The organism is Pseudomonas duriflava (assembly GCF_007830155.1).
Classification (GTDB): Bacteria; Pseudomonadota; Gammaproteobacteria; order Pseudomonadales; family Pseudomonadaceae; genus Chryseomonas; species Chryseomonas duriflava.
The window spans coordinates 247,674-266,115 of sequence record NZ_VLKY01000006.1 but is presented as its reverse complement, the minus strand read 5'-3'; the positions used below and the strand labels follow the sequence as shown (position 1 = coordinate 266,115).

The 18,442-nt window shown below is 54.1% G+C and carries 14 protein-coding genes; 2 read left to right on the top strand and 12 right to left on the bottom strand.

The window, feature by feature from the left end:
* Positions 1-31 precede the first annotated feature (31 nt).
* Genes IQ22_RS10910 through ptsP form a run of 3 tightly spaced genes read right to left on the bottom strand, consistent with a single transcriptional unit; the run spans position 32 to position 5,611 of the window.
* Positions 32-1,777 carry a fructose-specific PTS transporter subunit EIIC gene (locus IQ22_RS10910; protein ID WP_145141637.1) on the bottom strand — a complete coding sequence of 582 codons (1,746 nt, stop codon included), beginning with the start codon at positions 1,775-1,777 and terminating at the stop codon, positions 32-34.
* Between the two features lie 13 nt (positions 1,778-1,790).
* Positions 1,791-2,729: a 1-phosphofructokinase gene (gene pfkB, locus IQ22_RS10905; RefSeq protein WP_145141635.1), complete on the bottom strand. Its 939-nt coding sequence runs from the start codon at positions 2,727-2,729 to the stop codon at positions 1,791-1,793.
* A complete protein-coding gene (gene ptsP / locus IQ22_RS10900) occupies positions 2,729-5,611 on the bottom strand; it encodes a phosphoenolpyruvate--protein phosphotransferase (protein ID WP_145141633.1) in 2,883 nt (960 codons plus the stop codon). The genes pfkB and ptsP overlap by 1 nt, the downstream gene beginning before the upstream one ends.
* 333 nt (positions 5,612-5,944) lie before the next feature.
* On the opposite strand from ptsP, the gene cra reads away from it, so the two are divergent.
* Positions 5,945-6,928, top strand: a complete 984-nt coding sequence (gene cra, locus IQ22_RS10895; RefSeq protein WP_145141631.1) for a catabolite repressor/activator — start codon at positions 5,945-5,947, stop codon at positions 6,926-6,928.
* Positions 6,929-6,940: 12 nt separating this feature from the next.
* Positions 6,941-7,726 (top strand): TatD family hydrolase, encoded by a 786-nt coding sequence (locus IQ22_RS10890; RefSeq protein ID WP_145141629.1) that lies wholly within the window; start codon positions 6,941-6,943, stop codon positions 7,724-7,726.
* A gap of 15 nt (positions 7,727-7,741) precedes the next feature.
* Here the strand turns inward: IQ22_RS10890 and ampE are convergent, their stop codons facing one another.
* The 9 genes from ampE to IQ22_RS10845 form a co-directional block, all read right to left on the bottom strand.
* Entirely contained in the window at positions 7,742-8,578 is an 837-nt protein-coding gene (ampE, locus tag IQ22_RS10885; RefSeq protein WP_145141627.1) for a regulatory signaling modulator protein AmpE, read from the bottom strand.
* Entirely contained in the window at positions 8,575-9,135 is a 561-nt protein-coding gene (gene ampD, locus IQ22_RS10880) for a 1,6-anhydro-N-acetylmuramyl-L-alanine amidase AmpD (protein ID WP_145141625.1), read from the bottom strand. Before ampD ends, ampE begins: the two co-directional genes overlap by 4 nt.
* A 106-nt stretch (positions 9,136-9,241) precedes the next feature.
* Complete coding sequence (locus tag IQ22_RS10875; RefSeq protein ID WP_145141623.1) at positions 9,242-11,437, bottom strand: DUF1631 domain-containing protein; 2,196 nt, start codon at positions 11,435-11,437, stop codon at positions 9,242-9,244.
* A gap of 476 nt (positions 11,438-11,913) precedes the next feature.
* A complete protein-coding gene (budC, locus tag IQ22_RS10870) occupies positions 11,914-12,678 on the bottom strand; it encodes a meso-2,3-butanediol dehydrogenase (RefSeq protein WP_145141621.1) in 765 nt (254 codons plus the stop codon).
* Between the two features lie 893 nt (positions 12,679-13,571).
* Positions 13,572-14,210 (bottom strand): HAD-IB family hydrolase, encoded by a 639-nt coding sequence (locus IQ22_RS10865; protein ID WP_145141619.1) that lies wholly within the window; start codon positions 14,208-14,210, stop codon positions 13,572-13,574.
* Positions 14,207-14,962 (bottom strand): SDR family oxidoreductase, encoded by a 756-nt coding sequence (locus IQ22_RS10860; protein ID WP_145141617.1) that lies wholly within the window; start codon positions 14,960-14,962, stop codon positions 14,207-14,209. Before IQ22_RS10860 ends, IQ22_RS10865 begins: the two co-directional genes overlap by 4 nt.
* Entirely contained in the window at positions 14,959-16,257 is a 1,299-nt protein-coding gene (locus IQ22_RS10855) for an FAD-binding oxidoreductase (RefSeq protein ID WP_145141615.1), read from the bottom strand. Before IQ22_RS10855 ends, IQ22_RS10860 begins: the two co-directional genes overlap by 4 nt.
* On the bottom strand, positions 16,254-17,228 hold the full coding sequence (locus IQ22_RS10850; RefSeq protein ID WP_145141613.1) for a lysylphosphatidylglycerol synthase transmembrane domain-containing protein: 975 nt from the start codon (positions 17,226-17,228) through the stop codon (positions 16,254-16,256). Before IQ22_RS10850 ends, IQ22_RS10855 begins: the two co-directional genes overlap by 4 nt.
* Positions 17,225-18,097, bottom strand: coding sequence for a decaprenyl-phosphate phosphoribosyltransferase (locus IQ22_RS10845; protein ID WP_145141611.1), 873 nt, complete (start codon positions 18,095-18,097; stop codon positions 17,225-17,227). The genes IQ22_RS10850 and IQ22_RS10845 overlap by 4 nt, the downstream gene beginning before the upstream one ends.
* Between the last annotated feature and the right edge of the window lie 345 nt (positions 18,098-18,442).

Sequence of the window (18,442 nt, the reverse complement as noted above, 5' to 3'; positions counted from 1 at the left end):
TTAACTGAAGCTGTAATGCAATCACGTGAGCTTACGCAGCAGGCACCAATTCCTGTTGCGCTTCGCCCCGCTTGATTACGGCATATACCACTCCGGTCAATACGCTACCTGCTGCGATGGCAGCCAGGTACAGCCAGGCATGATTGATAGCATTAGGAATCAACAGGACGAACAGGCCGCCATGAGGCGCCATCAATTTGCAGTTAAGTAGCATGACCAACCCGCCAGTCAGTGCACCACCCGCGATACTGGCCGGAATCACCCGAAGCGGATCTTTAGCGGCGAATGGAATCGCACCCTCGGATATAAAGCACAGCCCCAAGACAAACGCAGCCTTACCGGCTTCTCGTTCGCTTTGAGCGAACTTACGTCGTGCCAGGACAGTAGCGATTCCCATGCCAATCGCTGGCACCATACCAGCTGCCATTGTGGCCGCCATAGGGCCATAAGTTTTGGAAGCCAATAGACCCACGGTGAAGGCATAGGCGGCCTTGTTGATCGGCCCACCCAGGTCTACACACATCATCGCACCCAATACCACACCCAGGAGTACGGCATTGGAGGTTCCCATGTTTTCCAGGAAGCCTGTCAAAGCTGTCAACGCTTGAGCAACAGGAGCGCCAACGATATAGATCATAGCCAGACCGGTAATCAGGCTCGCCAATAAGGGAATGATCAGAATCGGCTTAAGCGCCTCGACACTCGCCGGCAAGCGGACCCATTGGGCAATCGCCTTCGCCACATAACCAGCAATGAAGCCCGCCACAATGCCGCCAATAAAGCCAGCACCTAGATTACTGGCCAGCAGACCACCAATCATGCCAGGAGCAAGCCCCGGCCGGTCAGCAATAGAGTAAGCGATGTAACCTGCCAGTACGGGTACCATCAGCTTGAAGGCTGCATCACCCCCAATCTGCATCAGTGCTGCTGCCAGCGTGCCCTCTTCCTTGAAGGCTTCGATGCCAAAGACAAAGGACAAGGCGATCAAAAGACCACCTGCCACTACCATCGGCAACATGTAGGAGACCCCGGTCAACAGATGCTTGTAGACGCCCGTCTTTTCTTTCTTCGCACCGGATACATCCTGTGCAGATGCCGTAGACGAAGCATCTCCCCGTAATACTTCACCTTCGGTCAGTGCCCGCTTGAGCGTGGCCTCCGGCTGTTTGAGCGCAACGCCCGTACCACAGCGAAAGACTTTCTTGCCGGCAAACCGGTCCGTATTTACCTCGATATCCGTAGCCAGCAGAACAGCATCCGCGGCAGCAATCGCTTCCTGACTCAAGGGGTTACGTGCCCCAACCGATCCCTGCGTTTCCAGGTCCAGCTGATAGCCCAGCTTTTTGGCAGTCTGTATCAAGGCCTCCGCAGCCATGAACGTATGGGCTACTCCAGTCGGGCAAGCAGTAATAGCAACCAGGCGCGGCTGCTTCGATACAGCTGCCGCCTGGGCCGGCTCGGCACTGGCTTCGTAGACCTTGGCTTCCTGCTCGGCACGTAATAGGAAAGCATCTACGTCCCGCAAGGCTTCCGCTGGCGAAGCCCGGTAGACACGCTTGCCGACGAAACGACGTAAATCAACAGCGCCGGTATGCACAACGATAATGAGCTCGGAGCGTGCGATCTGATCATCGGACAGCATGGTGGCTTCCGGACCATCGTGAATTTCGACGCTGGTGCTCCAGCCACGACGTTGTGCCGCCGCGTCCAGCAGGCGTGCACTGAGCACGCTGGTAACCATGCCGGTTGGGCAGGTAGTAATGATTGAGATATTCATGTGCTGTCCTGAATTATTGTTCTGTGATGGCCTGGACGTGTACGCCCCCGGCCAGCTCCGCCAAACGAGCGGGATCATTGATACCGAAACCAATCTGCGTCACAGCCAGAGCGGCAATGGCCGTCGCGTGACGCAAGGTATCGTCAGGGGACCATCCGGAAAGCAGGCCATGCACCATGCCTGCTAACAGTGAATCCCCCGCGCCTACAGTACTGGCGACCTGTACCGTGGGCGGCGTGGACTGCCATACCTGCGGGCCGAACCAGCGAACACCTGCGCTGCCCTGAGAAATTACAATATGCGCAATCCCCTGAGCCTTTAGCCGCTCAACCAGTGCTGCCTGCTGCTCAGCTGACTCGGCAGGCTCCGAACAAGCCTCTGATAATTCCTCAGTGTTAGGCTTGATCAACCAGGGGCCTGCTGCCAAGCCAGCCCGCAAGGCCGCTCCACTGGTATCCAGCGCTACACGAACGCCCATTGAGTTCAACCGCTGTATCAGGGCAGCCAGCCATTCAGGCGTTACACCACGAGGCAGACTACCAGCTACAACTACCAGATCGTGACCGGGGACGATCTGATCCAGTTTGGCCAGCAGGTCTGCTTGTGCTTCTGCGGTTACTTCCGGGCCGGGCCCGTTGATGTCAGTAACGCAACCGCTCTGCTCGGCCAGCTTGATATTGCTACGCGTCTCGCCAGGCACACGGACAAACGCATCCGCGAAGCCACGCCGGGCAAACAGCGCATCAAATGCCTCGGCATTATCCGCCCCGAGAAAGCCGCTCACAGTCAAGGTATGCCCCAGATCGGCCAGCACTTGGGCTACGTTCAGTCCCTTACCCGCGGCATGAGTAATCACCGCCTCACTGCGGTTTACCTCACCCAGACGCAAATCCAGCAAGCGCACAGTCAGGTCCAGGGCCGGGTTCAGGGTTAATGTCAGAATACGGCTCATTACAAACTCTCCACGCTGGCGCGTACATCATCGGCCGAGGCCAGTCCCAGCGCCTGCCGGGCACAAACTTGGGCTGTACTGAAATCCAGTTCTCGAACGCGCGCCTTGACCAGCGGTACGCTTCGCGCCGAAACACTCAACTCGTCGACCCCTAAGCCCAACAGCAGTGGTACGGCCAGTGGATCAGCCGCCAGCTCACCACATACACCTACCCACTTGCCATGGGCATGTGCAGCCTGCACAGTCATGTCGATCAGACGCAGTACGCTAGGGTGTAAGCCATCGGCCTCGCCGGAAAGCAAGGGATGGCCTCGATCAATCGCCAGGGTGTACTGCGTCAGGTCATTCGTACCGACACTGAAGAAGTCCACTTCCTGTGCCAATACCGGTGCCAGCAGAGCGGCCGATGGCACTTCGATCATGATACCGACCTGCAGGTCCGCAACAGGTATCTCCTGGCGAAGTCGGGCCAGGATGTCTCGGGCCTGCCGCCACTCTTCCACACGCCCCACCATTGGAAACATGATGCGCAGCGGACGCCCGTCGGCAGCACGCAGCAGGGCTCGCAATTGGGTTTCCAACACCTCGGGGCAGCGCAAGGTCAACCGAATTCCGCGTATGCCCAGAAAAGGGTTTTCTTCGGCCGGAATCGGCATATAGGGCAACGGCTTGTCACCACCAACGTCCAGGGTACGCACAACCAGCGGACGGCCATCGAGAGCATCCAGGACCCGACGATAATCACGCTCCTGCTGTGCTTCGTCAGGCGCCGCGTCATGGCTCATGAAGACCAGCTCGGTCCGTAACAGACCAACCGCCTCAGCGCCTTGCTCTACCACAGCGGCTGCATCAGCCGTGTTTCCTAGATTCGCTGCGACTTCAATACGCTTGCCGTCTCGGGTTATCGCCGGCTCGAAGCGTCTGGCTTCGGCCTCCTTACGCTGACGTTCGCGTACTTGGCGCTCGACCTGTACCTGCTCGATACGCGTCGCATCTGGAGCAATTTCCACATGGCCATGATCGCCATCCACCAACAGAGCGGTTTTGGGAGCCAATGCCAGTACACGCGAACCAGCACCGACCACAGCAGGAATACCAAGCGCACGCGAGACGATTGCACTGTGTGAGCTGGCGCCGCCCCGCGCAGTTAGAATCCCACAGACCCGAGCCCGATCCAGCCGGGCCACATCACCCGGCCCAACTTCATCCATAACCAATACATAAGGTTCGTCCGGCTCGCTGGCCAAAGCGACACCACAAATATGCCCCAGCACACGCCGGCCTACGTCGCGCAGATCCGCCGCTCGCTCGGCCAACAAGGCATCTTTCAAGGCTTCCTGTTGAGCAGCCGCCTCATCGATCTGAGCGCTCCAGGCTGCCGCCGCGCTAGCGTTGCGCTTCATCCGCAGCTGAACACCTTCACGCAAATCCGGATCGTCCAGCATCTCCAGATGGGTCAGGAAAATATCGCGAATCGGACCGGCTTCGCTGCGTGTAATCAGTGCGTCGATTTCGGTACGAACCGCCGCCAGCGCGCGCTCTAGGCGCTCCATTTCTACCGCAACGCCTTCACCTTCAGCAGCAAAATCAAAGCGCTGCTCGGCGATCACATACGCTGGCCCCACCGCCAGGCCCGGAGCGGCTGCAATAGCGCTAAAGGTATCGCCTGCTGTCAGTGGCGAGGTATTTTCGCCACGCGCGAGAATATTGGTTTCAATCACTGGAGTAGCTGTCAGCGGAGCCGCTGAGGCAGCACTGATCGGCTCTACCTCTTCACCCAAACCTGCTTCGACGGCCGCGACAAGGTCGGACAATGCCGCCTCGGCATCCGTACCGGGTTCGGCTAAAAACTCCAGCACCTGCCCACGCCGTGCCCCTAATGCCAACAACCGTGACAGGCTTTTAGCGGATACGGGAGCCCCTTCATCTACACGCACACGAATGTCACCGCTTGAAGCTTTGGCTAGACGTGCCAGCTCTTTGGCCGGACGTGCATGCAGACCATGAGCGTTGGGCAGCACAACCCGGGCACTTGGCCAATCAGGCGCTACCTCCCCGCCCAAAGCCTCCAGCACCGCACGGCTGGAGGTCGCGTGACTGAGCTCTTGTCCGCGACCGGCAATCAGCAGCTCACACAAACGCTCTAGCAGGTCCCGATGCGCTTCACCCAGACTTGCCAGGCAGAACAGCCCCTCCAGCGGCTGCCCTTCAAACGTCAACGGCTGCTCAGGCGTCACAAAGGCAAGACCGGGGCGCGTTACCGAGTGATCACTGTGCAACCACCACAAACCATCACCCAGCGGCAGCGGTACATTGGTCTGTAAGGCTCCGGCAAATCCAGTTTCGACACACTGCGTCTGCTTGAGCAGACGAGCCCCCTGCCAGGCCAGCTCCTCCAGATCATTCACCTCGACATGCAAGCGCACCAGTTGATCATCAAGCTCCAGCTCCTGAGGCGCCCCATGCAGTAGCTGCACAATCGCTTCAGCGCTATCGGCACGGCGAATCGCCTCATCGAGTGACTTCTCACCCAGCGCACGGGTCAGCAGCTGCAGAATACGTAGGTGCTCATCGGACTTGGCAGCGATGGCAATCGCCAAATAGGCTGTCTGCCCCTCGCCCCAACTAACGCCTTCGGGAAACTGCATGATTCGCACACCCGTGGTGAATACCTGATCACGGGTCTGTGGCGTACCATGAGGGATCGCAATCCCTTGCCCCAGGTAGGTAGAACCTTGAGCTTCACGCGCACGCAGGCCATCAATATAGCCGGGCGCCACCAGCCCGTCCTGAACCAGCGCCTCGCCCAGCATAGCCAACGCACTGTCCTTGTCCGCCGCCTGCTGTCCCATGCGGATATGCTGCGCATCAAGTTCGAACATCTAAATCCTCCGTGGCACCCGGTGCGCCTCTACAAGACGCCGTGCCTTTCTTGTAATGGTTTTCCCGGCAGTCAGTAGGTAGAAATGACGACCGGGAAGATCTTTGAACAGCGATATGACACTATATTGCTGAAACGTTTCACCAAATCAGAGTGGCACGTTACTCGATAATCGTTGATCCTTGAAGCAGCACACACAATAAAGGTCGATCAGCGGGTTCTGTCCACGAGGCAAAGGGCAAAAAGAGTCCAATATCTCAAGAAAAAAAGGACAGCCGGGATGGCGTTATGCAAGACCGGCATTCCAGACTGCGCGGCCACAAGAGGACTTGTCTTGAAGCTCAGTGATATAGCCCGACTGGCAGGCGTCTCCGTGACGACGGCCAGCTACGTCATCAACGGAAAAGCCGACCAACGGCGCATCAGTCCAGCCACTGTCGCCCGGGTGCAACAGGTGGTTGATCAATACGGCTATCAGCCCGACCAACGTGCAGCCGGACTACGGAGAGGGCAAACGCTTACCCTTGGCTTTATTCTTCCAGACCTGGAGAACCCGAGCTACGCCCGCCTGGCCAAGCAGCTTGAGATCCGTGCTCGCCTACGGGGCTACCAGTTGCTTATTGCCTGCACCGACGACGAGCCGGATACCGAGCGCCAGTTGCTGTCTCTGTTTCGGGCCCGCCGGTGTGACGGCCTGATCACTGCCAGTTGCCTGGCTAATGACGATACGCCCTATCGTCGACTGCAAGCCGAGGGCTTGCCTGTCGTGGCTGTAGACCGGCAGCTCGACCCCACACAGTTCAGCTCGGTTATCAGCGACGATCGTACGGCCAGTACGCTGCTGACCCAGACCCTGCTCGATCATCCGCCCCAAGAGATCGCTCTGATCACTGCACGCCCTGAGTTAGTGATCAGCCGTGAGCGCGAGGCCGGTTTCGAGGCGGCTCTTGCCCACTACACAGGAGTCAAACTGATCCGTTACGGTGAACATTTCAGCCGGGCCTGTGGACGCGAATGTATGCTCGAACTGATGGAAGAGCTGGGCCATATGCCTGAAGCATTGATCACTACGGCTTATGTTCTATTAGAGGGCGTGTTTGATGTACTCCAGAGCCAACCGGACGGCTGGCCGTACCTGCGCCTTGCCACGTTCGGTGATGCGCAGCTGCTCGATTTCGTTCCGCTTAAAGTGAATGGCCTCTCGCAGCAGCATGAGCTCATCGCAGAACAGGCGCTTTCGCTCATGCTGAACGCAATCGAGCATCAACAGTATGCTCCAGGCATTCATGCTATTCCCCGGCAACTGAAAAGACGCTAACCGGAGCGAACAATGCTAATCGACACTCACAATCACCTGGATTATCCCGACTTCGACCATGACCGAGAAACGCTGCTAAATACCTGTGGGCAGCTTGGCGTCAAACGTCAGGTAGTGATTGGTGTTGAACAGTCCCAATGGGCACGGCTATGGGCAACTGTGCTAGCCCATGAAGAACTCTATGCGGCCCTGGCGCTTCACCCCTGCTATCTTCATACCCATGCAGCCGAGCACATCGATGATTTGAAACAGTGGCTAGAGCGCCACGCTTCCCATCCGAAGCTGTGTGCACTCGGCGAGTGCGGCCTCGATTATTACATCGACACGCCCGATAAAGCCCGACAGCAGATAGTATTTGAAGAGCATTTGAAACTTGCCACGGCGTTCGAGCTTCCCGTGCTGCTTCACGTTCGCAGAGCACATGCGGACGTCATCGCCATCCTTAAGCGTTACAAACTCTCACGCGCCGGTATTGTGCATGCCTTTTCCGGCAGTTATGAGGAGGCACGAGAATACCTCAAGCTGGGCTTCAAGCTAGGCTTGGGCGGCGCGCCAACCTGGCCTCAGGCCAACCGCATGCGCAGGGTCTTACCTCGTCTGCCCTTGGACGGCATTGTGTTGGAAACTGACGCTCCTGACATGGCGCCTGCCATGTACCCGGGCATTCGCAACAGCCCTACTCACTTACCAGATATCTGCGCCGCCCTGGCTGAAGTAATTGGCATCACTCCAGACACCTTGGCTCAGGCCAGTACACGCAACGCCTGTGACTTATTCGGCTGGAACCTTTCCGAATAACAGACCTGCCTCATGCTAGGCGGCTCTAAGCAGCGTCCAACACGCTACAACGACGTACCACAAAACCGCTGATCGTACGAGCAACTGCCAGAACACATCCAGGCTCTGGGCACCGTTCTCTCCGCTTGAAAGGAGCGGCACATTTGTTGAAGCACGTCCCGCCTCCGAAAGCAGACGCGCTGCTGGAATATCCCAATTGAACAGATCCGCCAGTACCGCCCGGCTAGCCGCTAAAAAATCACCAACTACAGCAAAGCTACCCGTTAAGATCCTGACCGGAATCCAATCCAGGGTATGCGCCAATTGAAGAGCGTGGCTACGCAAGACGGGATGGGTGGTTTGCTCAGCGGTTAGCACCACCAGGCGGTAAGCCAAAGTCATCAATGGCCCCAGCAGCACATACCAGAAAATAACGGCAAAGAACCCCTGGTAGCCTCGCCATAGCAGTTGATCCTGTACGCGGTTCAATAGTGCTTCTGGCGTCTCGGCCTGCAGCCCTAGCGTTTGCTCGGCACGCAATGCCGCAGCCTCTAGATCACCTCGCTGCCAGCTATCCCTAAAGCCTTCAAGAGCAGCTCGAGGGTCGTGCCGCCCCAAGCTGTACACCAACACAATCACATGAACAGGAAGTACCAGCCAGCCGTACATCACAGGCTGCAAAATCGTTAGAGTCAGCATGAGCAGAATCAGCGGCACCACAAGCAGCACCGTCAAGGCCAGCCAAGACCGCCTAGGCATATGGCGTTCGGTTTCCCGCAGCAATGCCAGCCACCAGCCGTCATACTGAAGACGGGTCCGCCAGGTCGCTGTCCAAGCGATACCCAACATGAGCAGTAATACCAGGAACGTCATGTTTTTTCCTTAACCAGCTCGTTTAGAAAACGGGCCCACTCAAAAAAGGGCCCTGGATCAGTCTTGCGCGCTGGAGCGATATCGGAATGCCCGCAGATACGCTCATACGTTATCTCGGGATACTGTACGCGTAATGCCTGGGTCAGCCGCACCAGTGCCTTGTATTGCTCATTCGTGTACGGCTCAAAATCCGTTCCTTCAAGCTCTATGCCGATCGAAAAATCATTACACCCGGCACGTTCTCCATAACAGGACACACCTGCATGCCAGGCTCGATCATTACACGAAACGAACTGAACAACGCACCCATCGCGTTCGATGAAAAAGTGGGCCGATACCTTGAGCGTGGCTATTTCCTGAAAAAAAGGATGCTCACGGCAGTCGAGTTGATTCTGGAAAAACGCTTCCACCTTACCTGTACCAAACTGGCCAGGCGGTAGGCTGATATTATGAATCACTAGGAGAGAAACGACTTCTCCCTCCGGGCGCTCATTAAAATTAGGTGAAGGGCTACGGCGCGCCTCGCGCCACCATCCCTCTTGAAAGCCTGAACGCATAAGAACTCCTGTGCCACCATTACTGTAATGCAGCCCAAGAGACGAACCAAGCTATGAAAAGCACCCAGCGGAGGCCTTACATCACTCCACCAGTATCGCAGCGCATTCAGCTGCGCTTGAGATTACGCAGATTACCGATTACCGATTCGAGCGCTCGGTCAAACAACAGGGCATCGTCCAGAATACGTAAACGTCCCTGCCCTAAATCCACGGCCAAAGCTTCCCGTGTTTTTTCGAGCACCTTCATGCCTGCCCGGTTAACGAAGATGTAACGCCCCGCCGGCCGAATCACAGCCGCTAGTTTGCAGCGCAACTTATGATCATCCGCTTCGGTCAACTCTATCCAGCTACCAACATGGATAGCCTCAACGGTTCGGAGGGACTCCTCGTCGGGCTGAACACTCTCATCCCTCGGCTCAACCGGCACGTCCGGCAGGGGCCGAACAGCCTCTTCCGCAACCTCGACCATCTGCGCCAGCGTATCGCTGCCAACCTTGACCTCCGAGTGAACCTCATCGGTGCCGCGGATGCCCTGGAAGGTTTGTACGTGCAATGCTTCAAGCTGCGTAAAGAACTCACTGGTCGAAAAGGGATCGAAAGCGGCACTGGTAAGCCCTTCCCTCAAGGCCTTGAGTAGCCTTGGTACCATTTCGAGCAGCTTCTGACGCGCCTCGGCATCTTCATGTGGCTCCACGCTCCAGATCAGGTCATCCATGGTCTGTAATGCTGTATGCCACTCATCCGAACCATGGCCGTGCTTTAGGCAGGTCAGTAGCAGCACCTGGCTCCAGGCTTCGCGAATAACCCGGATGACCACTTGCGGCAGGGTTCGTCCAATCAGTCGCTCACCTAGAGCTGCTTCTACCTGCCGCCGCGCCAGCTCTGCCCGTGCTCGTCCCTCTTCAGCATCACGCGTACGTTGCTCCAGTAACTCACTACGTCGACGCTCGTCACTGATATACGCCAGGAAGTCAGTTAAGAGTTCACTGAAAATTTCGGGATCATCCACAAAGTCGTTCAGTAACCGCTGAACGACCTGCTCGATTTTCTGATACAGGCCATCTCGCTGGAATTCGCTCTGCTCTTCCCAGCCTAATGATGCGGCAGCGATTTCATTGAGTAGTCGCCGTGCTGGATGATTCGGACGGCTGAAGAAGGCCTTGTCCAGCACAGCCACCTTGAGCATGGGAATCTGCAAGCGGGCAATCAAGGCCTTGAGCGAAGCCGGTAGGGTCAGGTCGTCCAGGATAAACTCGAACAGCATCGATACGAGGTTGATGACGTCTTCATCTACCTGGCCGACCACCCGCTTTCGACCACTGCGCGCACTGATCCGCCCTAACGCATCATCCAGCATGCCACGTAAATCGTACTGGTCGTCTACCTGTCCCGGCACTTGCTGCTGCAAGTGGGATAGCAAGCGCATCAAATCATAACTGGTAATGGGATACAGCTCAGCGCCACCCAACTCGGTATTCTGCGCGCCAATATTTCCGCGTCGTACCTGAGCCAACAACCCCTGAATAGTACCGAATAGTTCTTGAGTTTCCTCAGCACCCGGCGCGGTAGCTGCCGTTCGGCCAGTGTATCCCGACGCTGTTCGTGTACCCGTACGAACAGGCGCAACCTTGAGCTGAGGCAGGATACCCGCCCCGATCAACTGCTGGTTGGCCTCGGCATAAACACGGTCCAACCCGTTGAGCACAAACCGCTCGAACAGCTTAAGGATGATCAGCTTGACCTTAATCTCAACGCCTAGCCCGCGACAGGCATCTAGAAAAGCCTCACACAAGGGCCGGGGCGCCAGGGGATTACTGTTCTCGTCTACGGCTCGACTAAGCTGCGTATTGAAGCGGATACATAAATGACTGAGCGCCAAAGAATTACGTGTGACCGCTTTGGCCACCATCGTATCGAGCGCGACGGACTCCTCGAGTTGGTCGTTTTGAACCAAACTCAAATCTTCAAAGGAGATAGCGTCCAGTGGTGCGCTCGGCTTAGACGCTTCTGGCTGAATCAGGCCAGTAAAGCGCTCGAAATACTTCTGTAAAAAACTACGCTCGATATTCTTGCGCTTGAGGCGCAAGTCACGCATGGCCTCGAAGAAAAGGTTCTGCTCGTTGTTGCTCGTGGCACGATCAGCCATTTCGAACAGAGCATCGTCGGCATTGTCGAACAGGTGTTGAAGCGCAGCGTTGAGCCGTTGAGCCGCTTTATCCCGCACCGGCATAAGGGCGGCAGGAATCCGTAACGCAGCATCACTTAGCGTTTTGAAGTGAATCACATTAGCGTCATTCTGCATTGCCCGCCTCCTGCAGCGTACCGCTATGACCAGCCTGCCTGCATACCACGCTACGAGCCTTGAACAACGTCGATTCCATAGTGTTGATAAGAAAGCGCTGCGTTGATCATTATTCGCACGGTAGCCATACCGGCCAACCGCAACCGTCGTATGATATGACCTTGATCACATTTATGGTTGAGCTACAGCGAGTTCCGTATCCTGACGGAATCAGATTAGCTTTAACACATAAAGTTGCCCTTATCCGCTAATCGTACTCGCAGACGGATAGTCAAACCATGGGAATTTATACAATTCGTAACCGAATTGGTGATTAATTTTGGCCGGTCACAAATCTATAAAGAAGAAGAGAAGGCAGCGACAAGAGCGACCTTACCCGTATGGCTTTGCGTAAAAGCTGCTAACGAATCTTTTCTGCTTGAATACAAGTATTAACGGCAAGCCATTCTATTGAAAATGGCCCGCCCCGAGGTTAATCAGGCCTGTCGCGGCTGGCCATTGGAGGCAGAAAGCCCGCCATCTACCGGCAGGTTTACCCCATTGACGAAACGGGCATCTTCACTGGCCAAAAAAGCGATCACATCGGCTACCTCTTCCGGCTCTGCAGGGCGTCCTAGCGGGATGCGCTCCTTGAAGCTGGCCATTAACGCTGCATTGCCCAGCATATCTTCCGTCATTTCGCTTTTGGTCAGGCTGGGGCAAACAGCATTAACCCGTACGCCCTCCTCACCAAAGTCCATTGCCAGCGCACGCGTGAAATTGGTTACCGCGCCCTTGGCCGCGTTGTAGATACTCATACCCCAGTCGCCACCCAACCCAGACACCGAGGAAACATTAACAATACAGCCCTTCTGCTTGATCAGTTCAGGCAATGCGCTGCGGCTACAAAAGAACACGCCATCAAGATCGGTCGACATCACTTTCTGCCAATCCTCGACACCTACCTCTGTGATCTTGCCTTCCGTAGCCGTACCCGCATTATTGACGAGTACATCAAAGCGTCCATATTTTGACACCACATCCTTAACCAGCCGTTCAACCGCCTGGTTATTTGACACATCAGCCGGGTACACATAGCTAATTTCGGCGGGCAGCGTTTGAGCAACCTTTTCCAGCTTCTCCTTTGTACGCCCTACTAACACTACATAAGCGCCTTCCTTGGCAAAACGCCGCGCCGTAGCCGCTCCAATACCTGAGCCTGCCCCTGTTACCAGAACGACTTTGCCAACAAAACGGTTCATAAGCACTCTCCTCTATCAACAGTTTGATGCGCATTGAATAAATAGAAGAAAGGGATACGAAGAGAGTTCCTGGAAATAAGATACTAATGTGGTGAATCATAACTACTAAGCATAAGTATGGTCTGGATGACTAATCACTGAGCTCTAATTGAAGAGAAATGTGACGAGAGCAGGCCGTCCTGCTGTACCGATCCTGCCTACCAAGTAAGAATATGCCGCATTCGATATAAAAGATCGGCTGATCTAGGCTACGCGCTTCTCAACCGATCCGATGTTCGTTGATAATGCCCATGACATAGCTGGGCTGTATCTGAACCTACCGAATAAAGCCCTGGCTTTTGTAGGTAGAGCAGCACAGGTCTTTCACAGAAATTAATCAAATATACTTGTTATTCACTATGCTAAGTCATGCCTGGTAAGTCTTTTTATCTGGGCTATAGCCTCTTTTAGAATCTTACCGCTCAGTCCAGTCAATTAGCTAGAAGGCAGGTCAAGCAACTCACAGTAGCAAACACAGAAAATGCCAATACAAATATTAATGAACCAAGTGAAAATAATACAAAAAAAGAACCTAGTTTATTTAGTCCTTTTTATACTCTTGCAATATGCATAAAATAAAGTAAAAACCCCTGATATCACAGCAATCAGCTTTCCTAGTAAAAGCGGGTCTCCTAAAGAAATAATCAAAGGTTGCAATGGTGGCCAAAAGTTTGACGCCCAGCCTTTATAGGAAAAACTGCTCCAAAAAAATCCACTAAAGAAATGCATGACACCATCCCATTCTTCGAAAACGTCATGCTTTAAAACAACCCAACCCATATTTCTATAGAAAAAAGGAATAATCCAATCCCAAATAAATTTAATAAACCTTTTCTAACCATAATTAATCTATATCAAACTTTGTAAAAGTCACCTGAACGTATCAAAATATATCCATTATCAACTGAAGTAAGAAGCGGGATATCTGCTAAAGCATCGCCATAGGCAAATGTTTCTATTGACCCAAGTCCCTCTCGCCACTTATTTACTCTTTTCAACTTTTCTTCTCCATGACAGTTCTTACCTCGGATCTTTCCCGAAACATAACCATCAGTGTCATTTTCAAGCTTTGTACAGATAACTTCCAAGAACCCCTCTTGCTTTGCCCAAGCACTTAAATACACGTCAATCGAGGCACTTACCAAAACACATCGATGCCCCTGCGCCTGGTGCCATCTGAGACACTCCATACCCTTTGGACGTAGCATGGATGAGATCACTTCTTCGCTAAAGCGTTGGCCTAGTTCAAAGAGATCATTGATCTGGTAACCATCTAAGTAATGCTTGAGCACAATCTGCTTGGCAATGTCATTGCGTAGCAGCTTAGCGAAGTAGGCCGCCAGTACAGGGCTAATTAAGACTAGCTTAGTATAGTAAGCTGGCGTACCGACGACGAATTTGAGAAATGGCATCAGGGTATCGCCAGTCGTCAGAGTACCATCGAAGTCGAAGAACGCCACGGGTACGGTGTCGATGGTAACACTCTGGCTCATAACGACATCCGCTTGAAGATAAGTTCAGGAATATGCTTGATTATCAGCATAATGCCCTGCCAAAACCACGGTAGGTACACCTCGCTCTTACCGTCCTGCATAGCCTTGATAATACCTTTAGCGATCTGCTCGGGTTTGGCCCATAGTAGTCCAGACCTATCGAACTTAGCGGTCATAGGAGTATCGACGAAGCCAGGCTTGATGGTTACCACGTCGACGTTGGCTTTGGCTAACCGGTTGCGTAGCCCTTGAAGGAACAGCGTGAGCATGCCCTTGGCAGCACCATAGACGTAATTGCTCTGCCGCCCTCGGTCACCGGCCACCGAGCTGATCACAGCAATCACCCCGCGTTGTTGATTTTCAAATTCATTAGCCAGCAGGGTTAGCAGGTTGATCACGCTCAAGGCATTAGTCTCGATCTCCTGACGGGTCATTGAAGCGTTCAGTTGGCAGGCCTTTTGGTCCGGCAGGGTGCCATAGGCAATCAGTACACTGTCAATACCACCCAAGATGTGCTCGGCGGCTTCGATAAGATGGGCATGCTGAGCTATATCGGTCAAGTCTGCCACACACCCATAGATACGCTGATGGTCGATAGCTCGCACCTTAAGGTCGTCGATAAGAGCAGTAAGTTTGTCGCGGTTGCGCCCTACACAATAGAGGGAAGCACCCTGGGCAACCAGCTGCCGAGCGGTCTGCTCCGCAATGGCAGAAGTCGCTCCGAAGAGAACTACACGTTTAAGAGAGTTCATAAGGTCACACGCTGCCAGAATCGGGAGGAAAAGCCGGGATCGATGTACTTGTCAAAGGCTTCCCATTGAGGATAGCCGGACTGGAACAGGCTTGCCGGCATACGAGCATCCTTGCCGGGGTAGAGGGCTCCACCAGCCTCACGTACGATAGCATCCAGCCTCTCAAAAAGGCGTAGGGTTTTGTCACCCCGGTTGGGGAAGTCTAAGGCTAAGGTGGTGCCAGGGCGTGGAAAGGACAGCATACCCAATGAGGGCTTGCTCCCAAAGGTCTTGAGTACGGCTAGAAACGAGCCCTCTCCATACCTTGCGATGGTGTCGAGCAACGACGCTATAGCCGCCTCGGCCTCGCAAGGCGGAATCACACACTGGTATTGGTAGAAGCCGTTCCGTCCATAGATGCGATTCCAATTTTGGATGGCATCGAGCGGGTAGAAGTACGGCACATAGTGGGTCAGCACCTGCCGCTTCAGCGGCTGCCAGTAATAGAGGGTATTAAAGGCACGTAGACTCAGGCCGTTAATCATAGAGAACGGAAGATCAACGGGAATTCGCTTGCTGTATTCCTTGAATACTGGCAGCTCGGCCTGGGCTGGTGCATGCTGGCCGGTCAGCAGGATTCCCCGCCCCTGAGCTTTGCCTTGGGCCAAGCAGTCTATCCAGGCCACACTATAGGGCCAGCTTGCCTCAGCTCGCCGATTAAGTGCCCAGAACTCTTCGAGATTAGCGAAACGCTGCGATTCAACCCACATCCAAGGATTATGGATAGGCATCAGCTGAAGTTCGACCCAGCGAATCAAACCGGTCAAACCTAGCCCGCCGATAGTCGCCGAGAACAAGCCAACACTATCCCCGGGACGGCACTCTATTACGCTGCCATCGCTTCGCCATAGCTCCAAAGCACGAACATGATGACCAAAACTACCCATAGCATGGTGATTTTTGCCATGCACGTCGTTGGCCACTGAACCGCCTACTGTGGCAAGCCGTGTACCTGGTGTGCTAGGTAGAAACCAGCCATGAGGTACTACTAGGGCAAGGATCTCGGCTAAAGTCACGCCCGCCTCGCAACATAAAATGCCTTGCTTCCGGTCGAACACGATGAAGCGGTCAAGACCTCTCGTGAGCAGCAGCGTGCCCTGTTCAGTTAGGCAAACATCACCGTAGCTACGGCCGTTTCCGTAGGCTAGCAGCGGCCTAGGTAGAGTATCTAACATGCAGTCTCCACGCTGACTCAGCGCATAGACTGCATTAGGCTTCACTCGTGGCAGGCGATTCCAAGAGCGAGGAGTACTCATGTAATCTCTTCCGTAAGGACTTCTCCATGGCAGCTGCGGATCAGAGCCACCAAGCCAATTACTACAGCGAACCACAGTGTCGCTAAACGGATGAATATCGTCGCTGCGATGGCAACAGGCATTGCTATTCCTACATGGACCAGCAGTGAGACCATTGCTGCCTCAGCACTACCTAGACCACCTGGTAGAAAACTCAAAGCACCGGCCAGCATCGACAATGCATAGACAAAGATAGCAAAGGATAGCGAGATATCGGCGCCGAGCCAGCCTAGCAACCAATAGAAGGCCAGTGCCTCGGTTGCCCAAGCGATTACGCTAATTACGGTGGCCGTAACTAGCAGGCCGGGACAGTAACAACACCGTACGCTTTTCATCACTTCGCTAACATGCGTAATCAGAGCTATTAGTTTGCCCTGACGGGACGAAGCCCAATAGTGCAGCCGGTCCAGCAGCGTCTGACTCGACAGGCAGACCAACATTGCCACGCCCCCTAATGTCCCGGCTAGCACGACACCCGACGCCTCAGGGTACTGAGCCAGCCCCACCAGGGCGAGCAGCACGATGGCTACGAGATCAGAAAGACGCTCGCTTATAAAAGTGGCGAAGGTCGTTGGGAACGGCACCCCTTGCTGCTTGAGGAGCACACTCCGAAAGGCCTCTCCCGCCTTGCCGGGCGTAGTGGTTAGGGCAAAGCCGCTGAGGTAGATCCGCAGGCTCGGTATCCAGGGCACGTAATAGCCCAGCTGTACCAGATAAAGTTGCCAACGGACAAAACGTAGCCCGTAGTTCATTAAGGACATGCAGAGGGTAATAACCGTTCCTACCAGTCCGATCTGCGCGAAGGCGGTAATTACTTCTTTACAGCCAGCCCATAAGGAGAACCCTAAATAAGCGCCAGTCGAGGCTACGATAGAAAAGATCAATGCTCTCAAGCGCCAACCTTTTAAATAATTTTCTACTGACGATATCATGCGAGTACCCATAAGGTAGTGATCACCCAAGCCGCTATCGTCAGTAGTAAATGGCGATCTTGAATCAGATCCTTAGCTGTATCGTTTCCCTTGTCCCGCCGGTGCAGCAGGAAAAGATAGCGGAAAATGCCATAGACTACGAACGGCAACGTGTAAATCAGATTGTCGCTACCGTGAATAGCTATAGTTTGCGGAGATACTGTGTAGAGGCCGTAGGCGATTATCGTGCAGGCGGCGGTCACCGCGATAAACTGTTCAAGCATCTCGTGGCTGTAGTCATCGAGCACACGACGAGTGAAGCTATTGTTAGCCCCTTTAGTGGTCTCAAACATTAGCAACTCGGCACGCCGCTTGGCAAAGCCCAAGAATAGAGTCATCATCAAACCACATAGCAGTAGCCATGAAGACGGTGTGATACCAAGCCCCACCGTGCCGACTAAAATGCGTAACATGAAACCACAAGAAATTAGTGACACGTCGATAATTACAACGTGTTTGAGGCGCCATGAATAAAGGATGTTAATGACGAAGTAGGTTGCTATAAATAGCATGCACCACTCGCTAACTTTCAACGACAGCACAAGCGAGCTCGCCACCAAGCCCACCAGCAAACACTTTGCCGTACCTAATGAGGCAGCCCCGCTGGGCAATGGACGATTACACTTTACGGGGTGAGCTCGATCCGCCTCGATGTCCATGATGTCGTTGAGTATATAGACCGCACTAGCGACGCAGCAGAAAGCTAAAAAAGCCAACAGTGCCTGACTGAGCATCACAAGGCTCCACTGATGGGAAAATAAAGGGCCCAATAGCACAAAGCCATTTTTGAGATACTGATGGGGGCGAGCCAGTTTTATGACTGACAACATATGTAAAACATCTCTGCGGTAGGTGGTGTTTGAATAGAGCATTTTACAAATATATTAAAATCGTAGTTTGTCGTTCAGGCTTATGCTGGTTAGTTTCTCTTATAAAAAACGATTTGTAGGCGCTGACCGAGCCAGCAGCCATACGCCTAATTGCAGCAGAGGAAAGCTACTCTGCCCAAGCACAAACATCTAAGAAAGAGGGAAATAAATAGAATTAAGTTGTTAAATCAGCCGAAGCACAGAAGTCCATATTCGTTTCGTTATAATTTCCTGTTGATCTACCTAGCGGCTGCTTGGCCAGGCTCTGTCTGAAAAATCAGCCTGCATGTGTCGCTCAGTGTTACT

What these genes read in the sequence shown, in the direction of transcription:
- IQ22_RS10910 (WP_145141637.1), bottom strand. Translation starts at nt 1,777, where the DNA reads ATGAATATCTCAATCATTACTACCTGCCCAACCGGCATGGTTACCAGC.
- IQ22_RS10855 (WP_145141615.1), bottom strand. Translation starts at nt 16,257, where the DNA reads ATGAGTACTCCTCGCTCTTGGAATCGCCTGCCACGAGTGAAGCCTAAT.
- IQ22_RS10845 (WP_145141611.1), bottom strand. Translation starts at nt 18,097, where the DNA reads ATGTTGTCAGTCATAAAACTGGCTCGCCCCCATCAGTATCTCAAAAAT.
- IQ22_RS10865 (WP_145141619.1), bottom strand. Translation starts at nt 14,210, where the DNA reads ATGAGCCAGAGTGTTACCATCGACACCGTACCCGTGGCGTTCTTCGAC.
- IQ22_RS10875 (WP_145141623.1), bottom strand. Translation starts at nt 11,437, where the DNA reads ATGCAGAATGACGCTAATGTGATTCACTTCAAAACGCTAAGTGATGCT.
- IQ22_RS10890 (WP_145141629.1), top strand. Translation starts at nt 6,941, where the DNA reads ATGCTAATCGACACTCACAATCACCTGGATTATCCCGACTTCGACCAT.
- IQ22_RS10850 (WP_145141613.1), bottom strand. Translation starts at nt 17,228, where the DNA reads ATGATATCGTCAGTAGAAAATTATTTAAAAGGTTGGCGCTTGAGAGCA.
- IQ22_RS10860 (WP_145141617.1), bottom strand. Translation starts at nt 14,962, where the DNA reads ATGAACTCTCTTAAACGTGTAGTTCTCTTCGGAGCGACTTCTGCCATT.
- ampD (WP_145141625.1), bottom strand. Translation starts at nt 9,135, where the DNA reads ATGCGTTCAGGCTTTCAAGAGGGATGGTGGCGCGAGGCGCGCCGTAGC.
- pfkB (WP_145141635.1), bottom strand. Translation starts at nt 2,729, where the DNA reads ATGAGCCGTATTCTGACATTAACCCTGAACCCGGCCCTGGACCTGACT.
- budC (WP_145141621.1), bottom strand. Translation starts at nt 12,678, where the DNA reads ATGAACCGTTTTGTTGGCAAAGTCGTTCTGGTAACAGGGGCAGGCTCA.
- ptsP (WP_145141633.1), bottom strand. Translation starts at nt 5,611, where the DNA reads ATGTTCGAACTTGATGCGCAGCATATCCGCATGGGACAGCAGGCGGCG.
- ampE (WP_145141627.1), bottom strand. Translation starts at nt 8,578, where the DNA reads ATGACGTTCCTGGTATTACTGCTCATGTTGGGTATCGCTTGGACAGCG.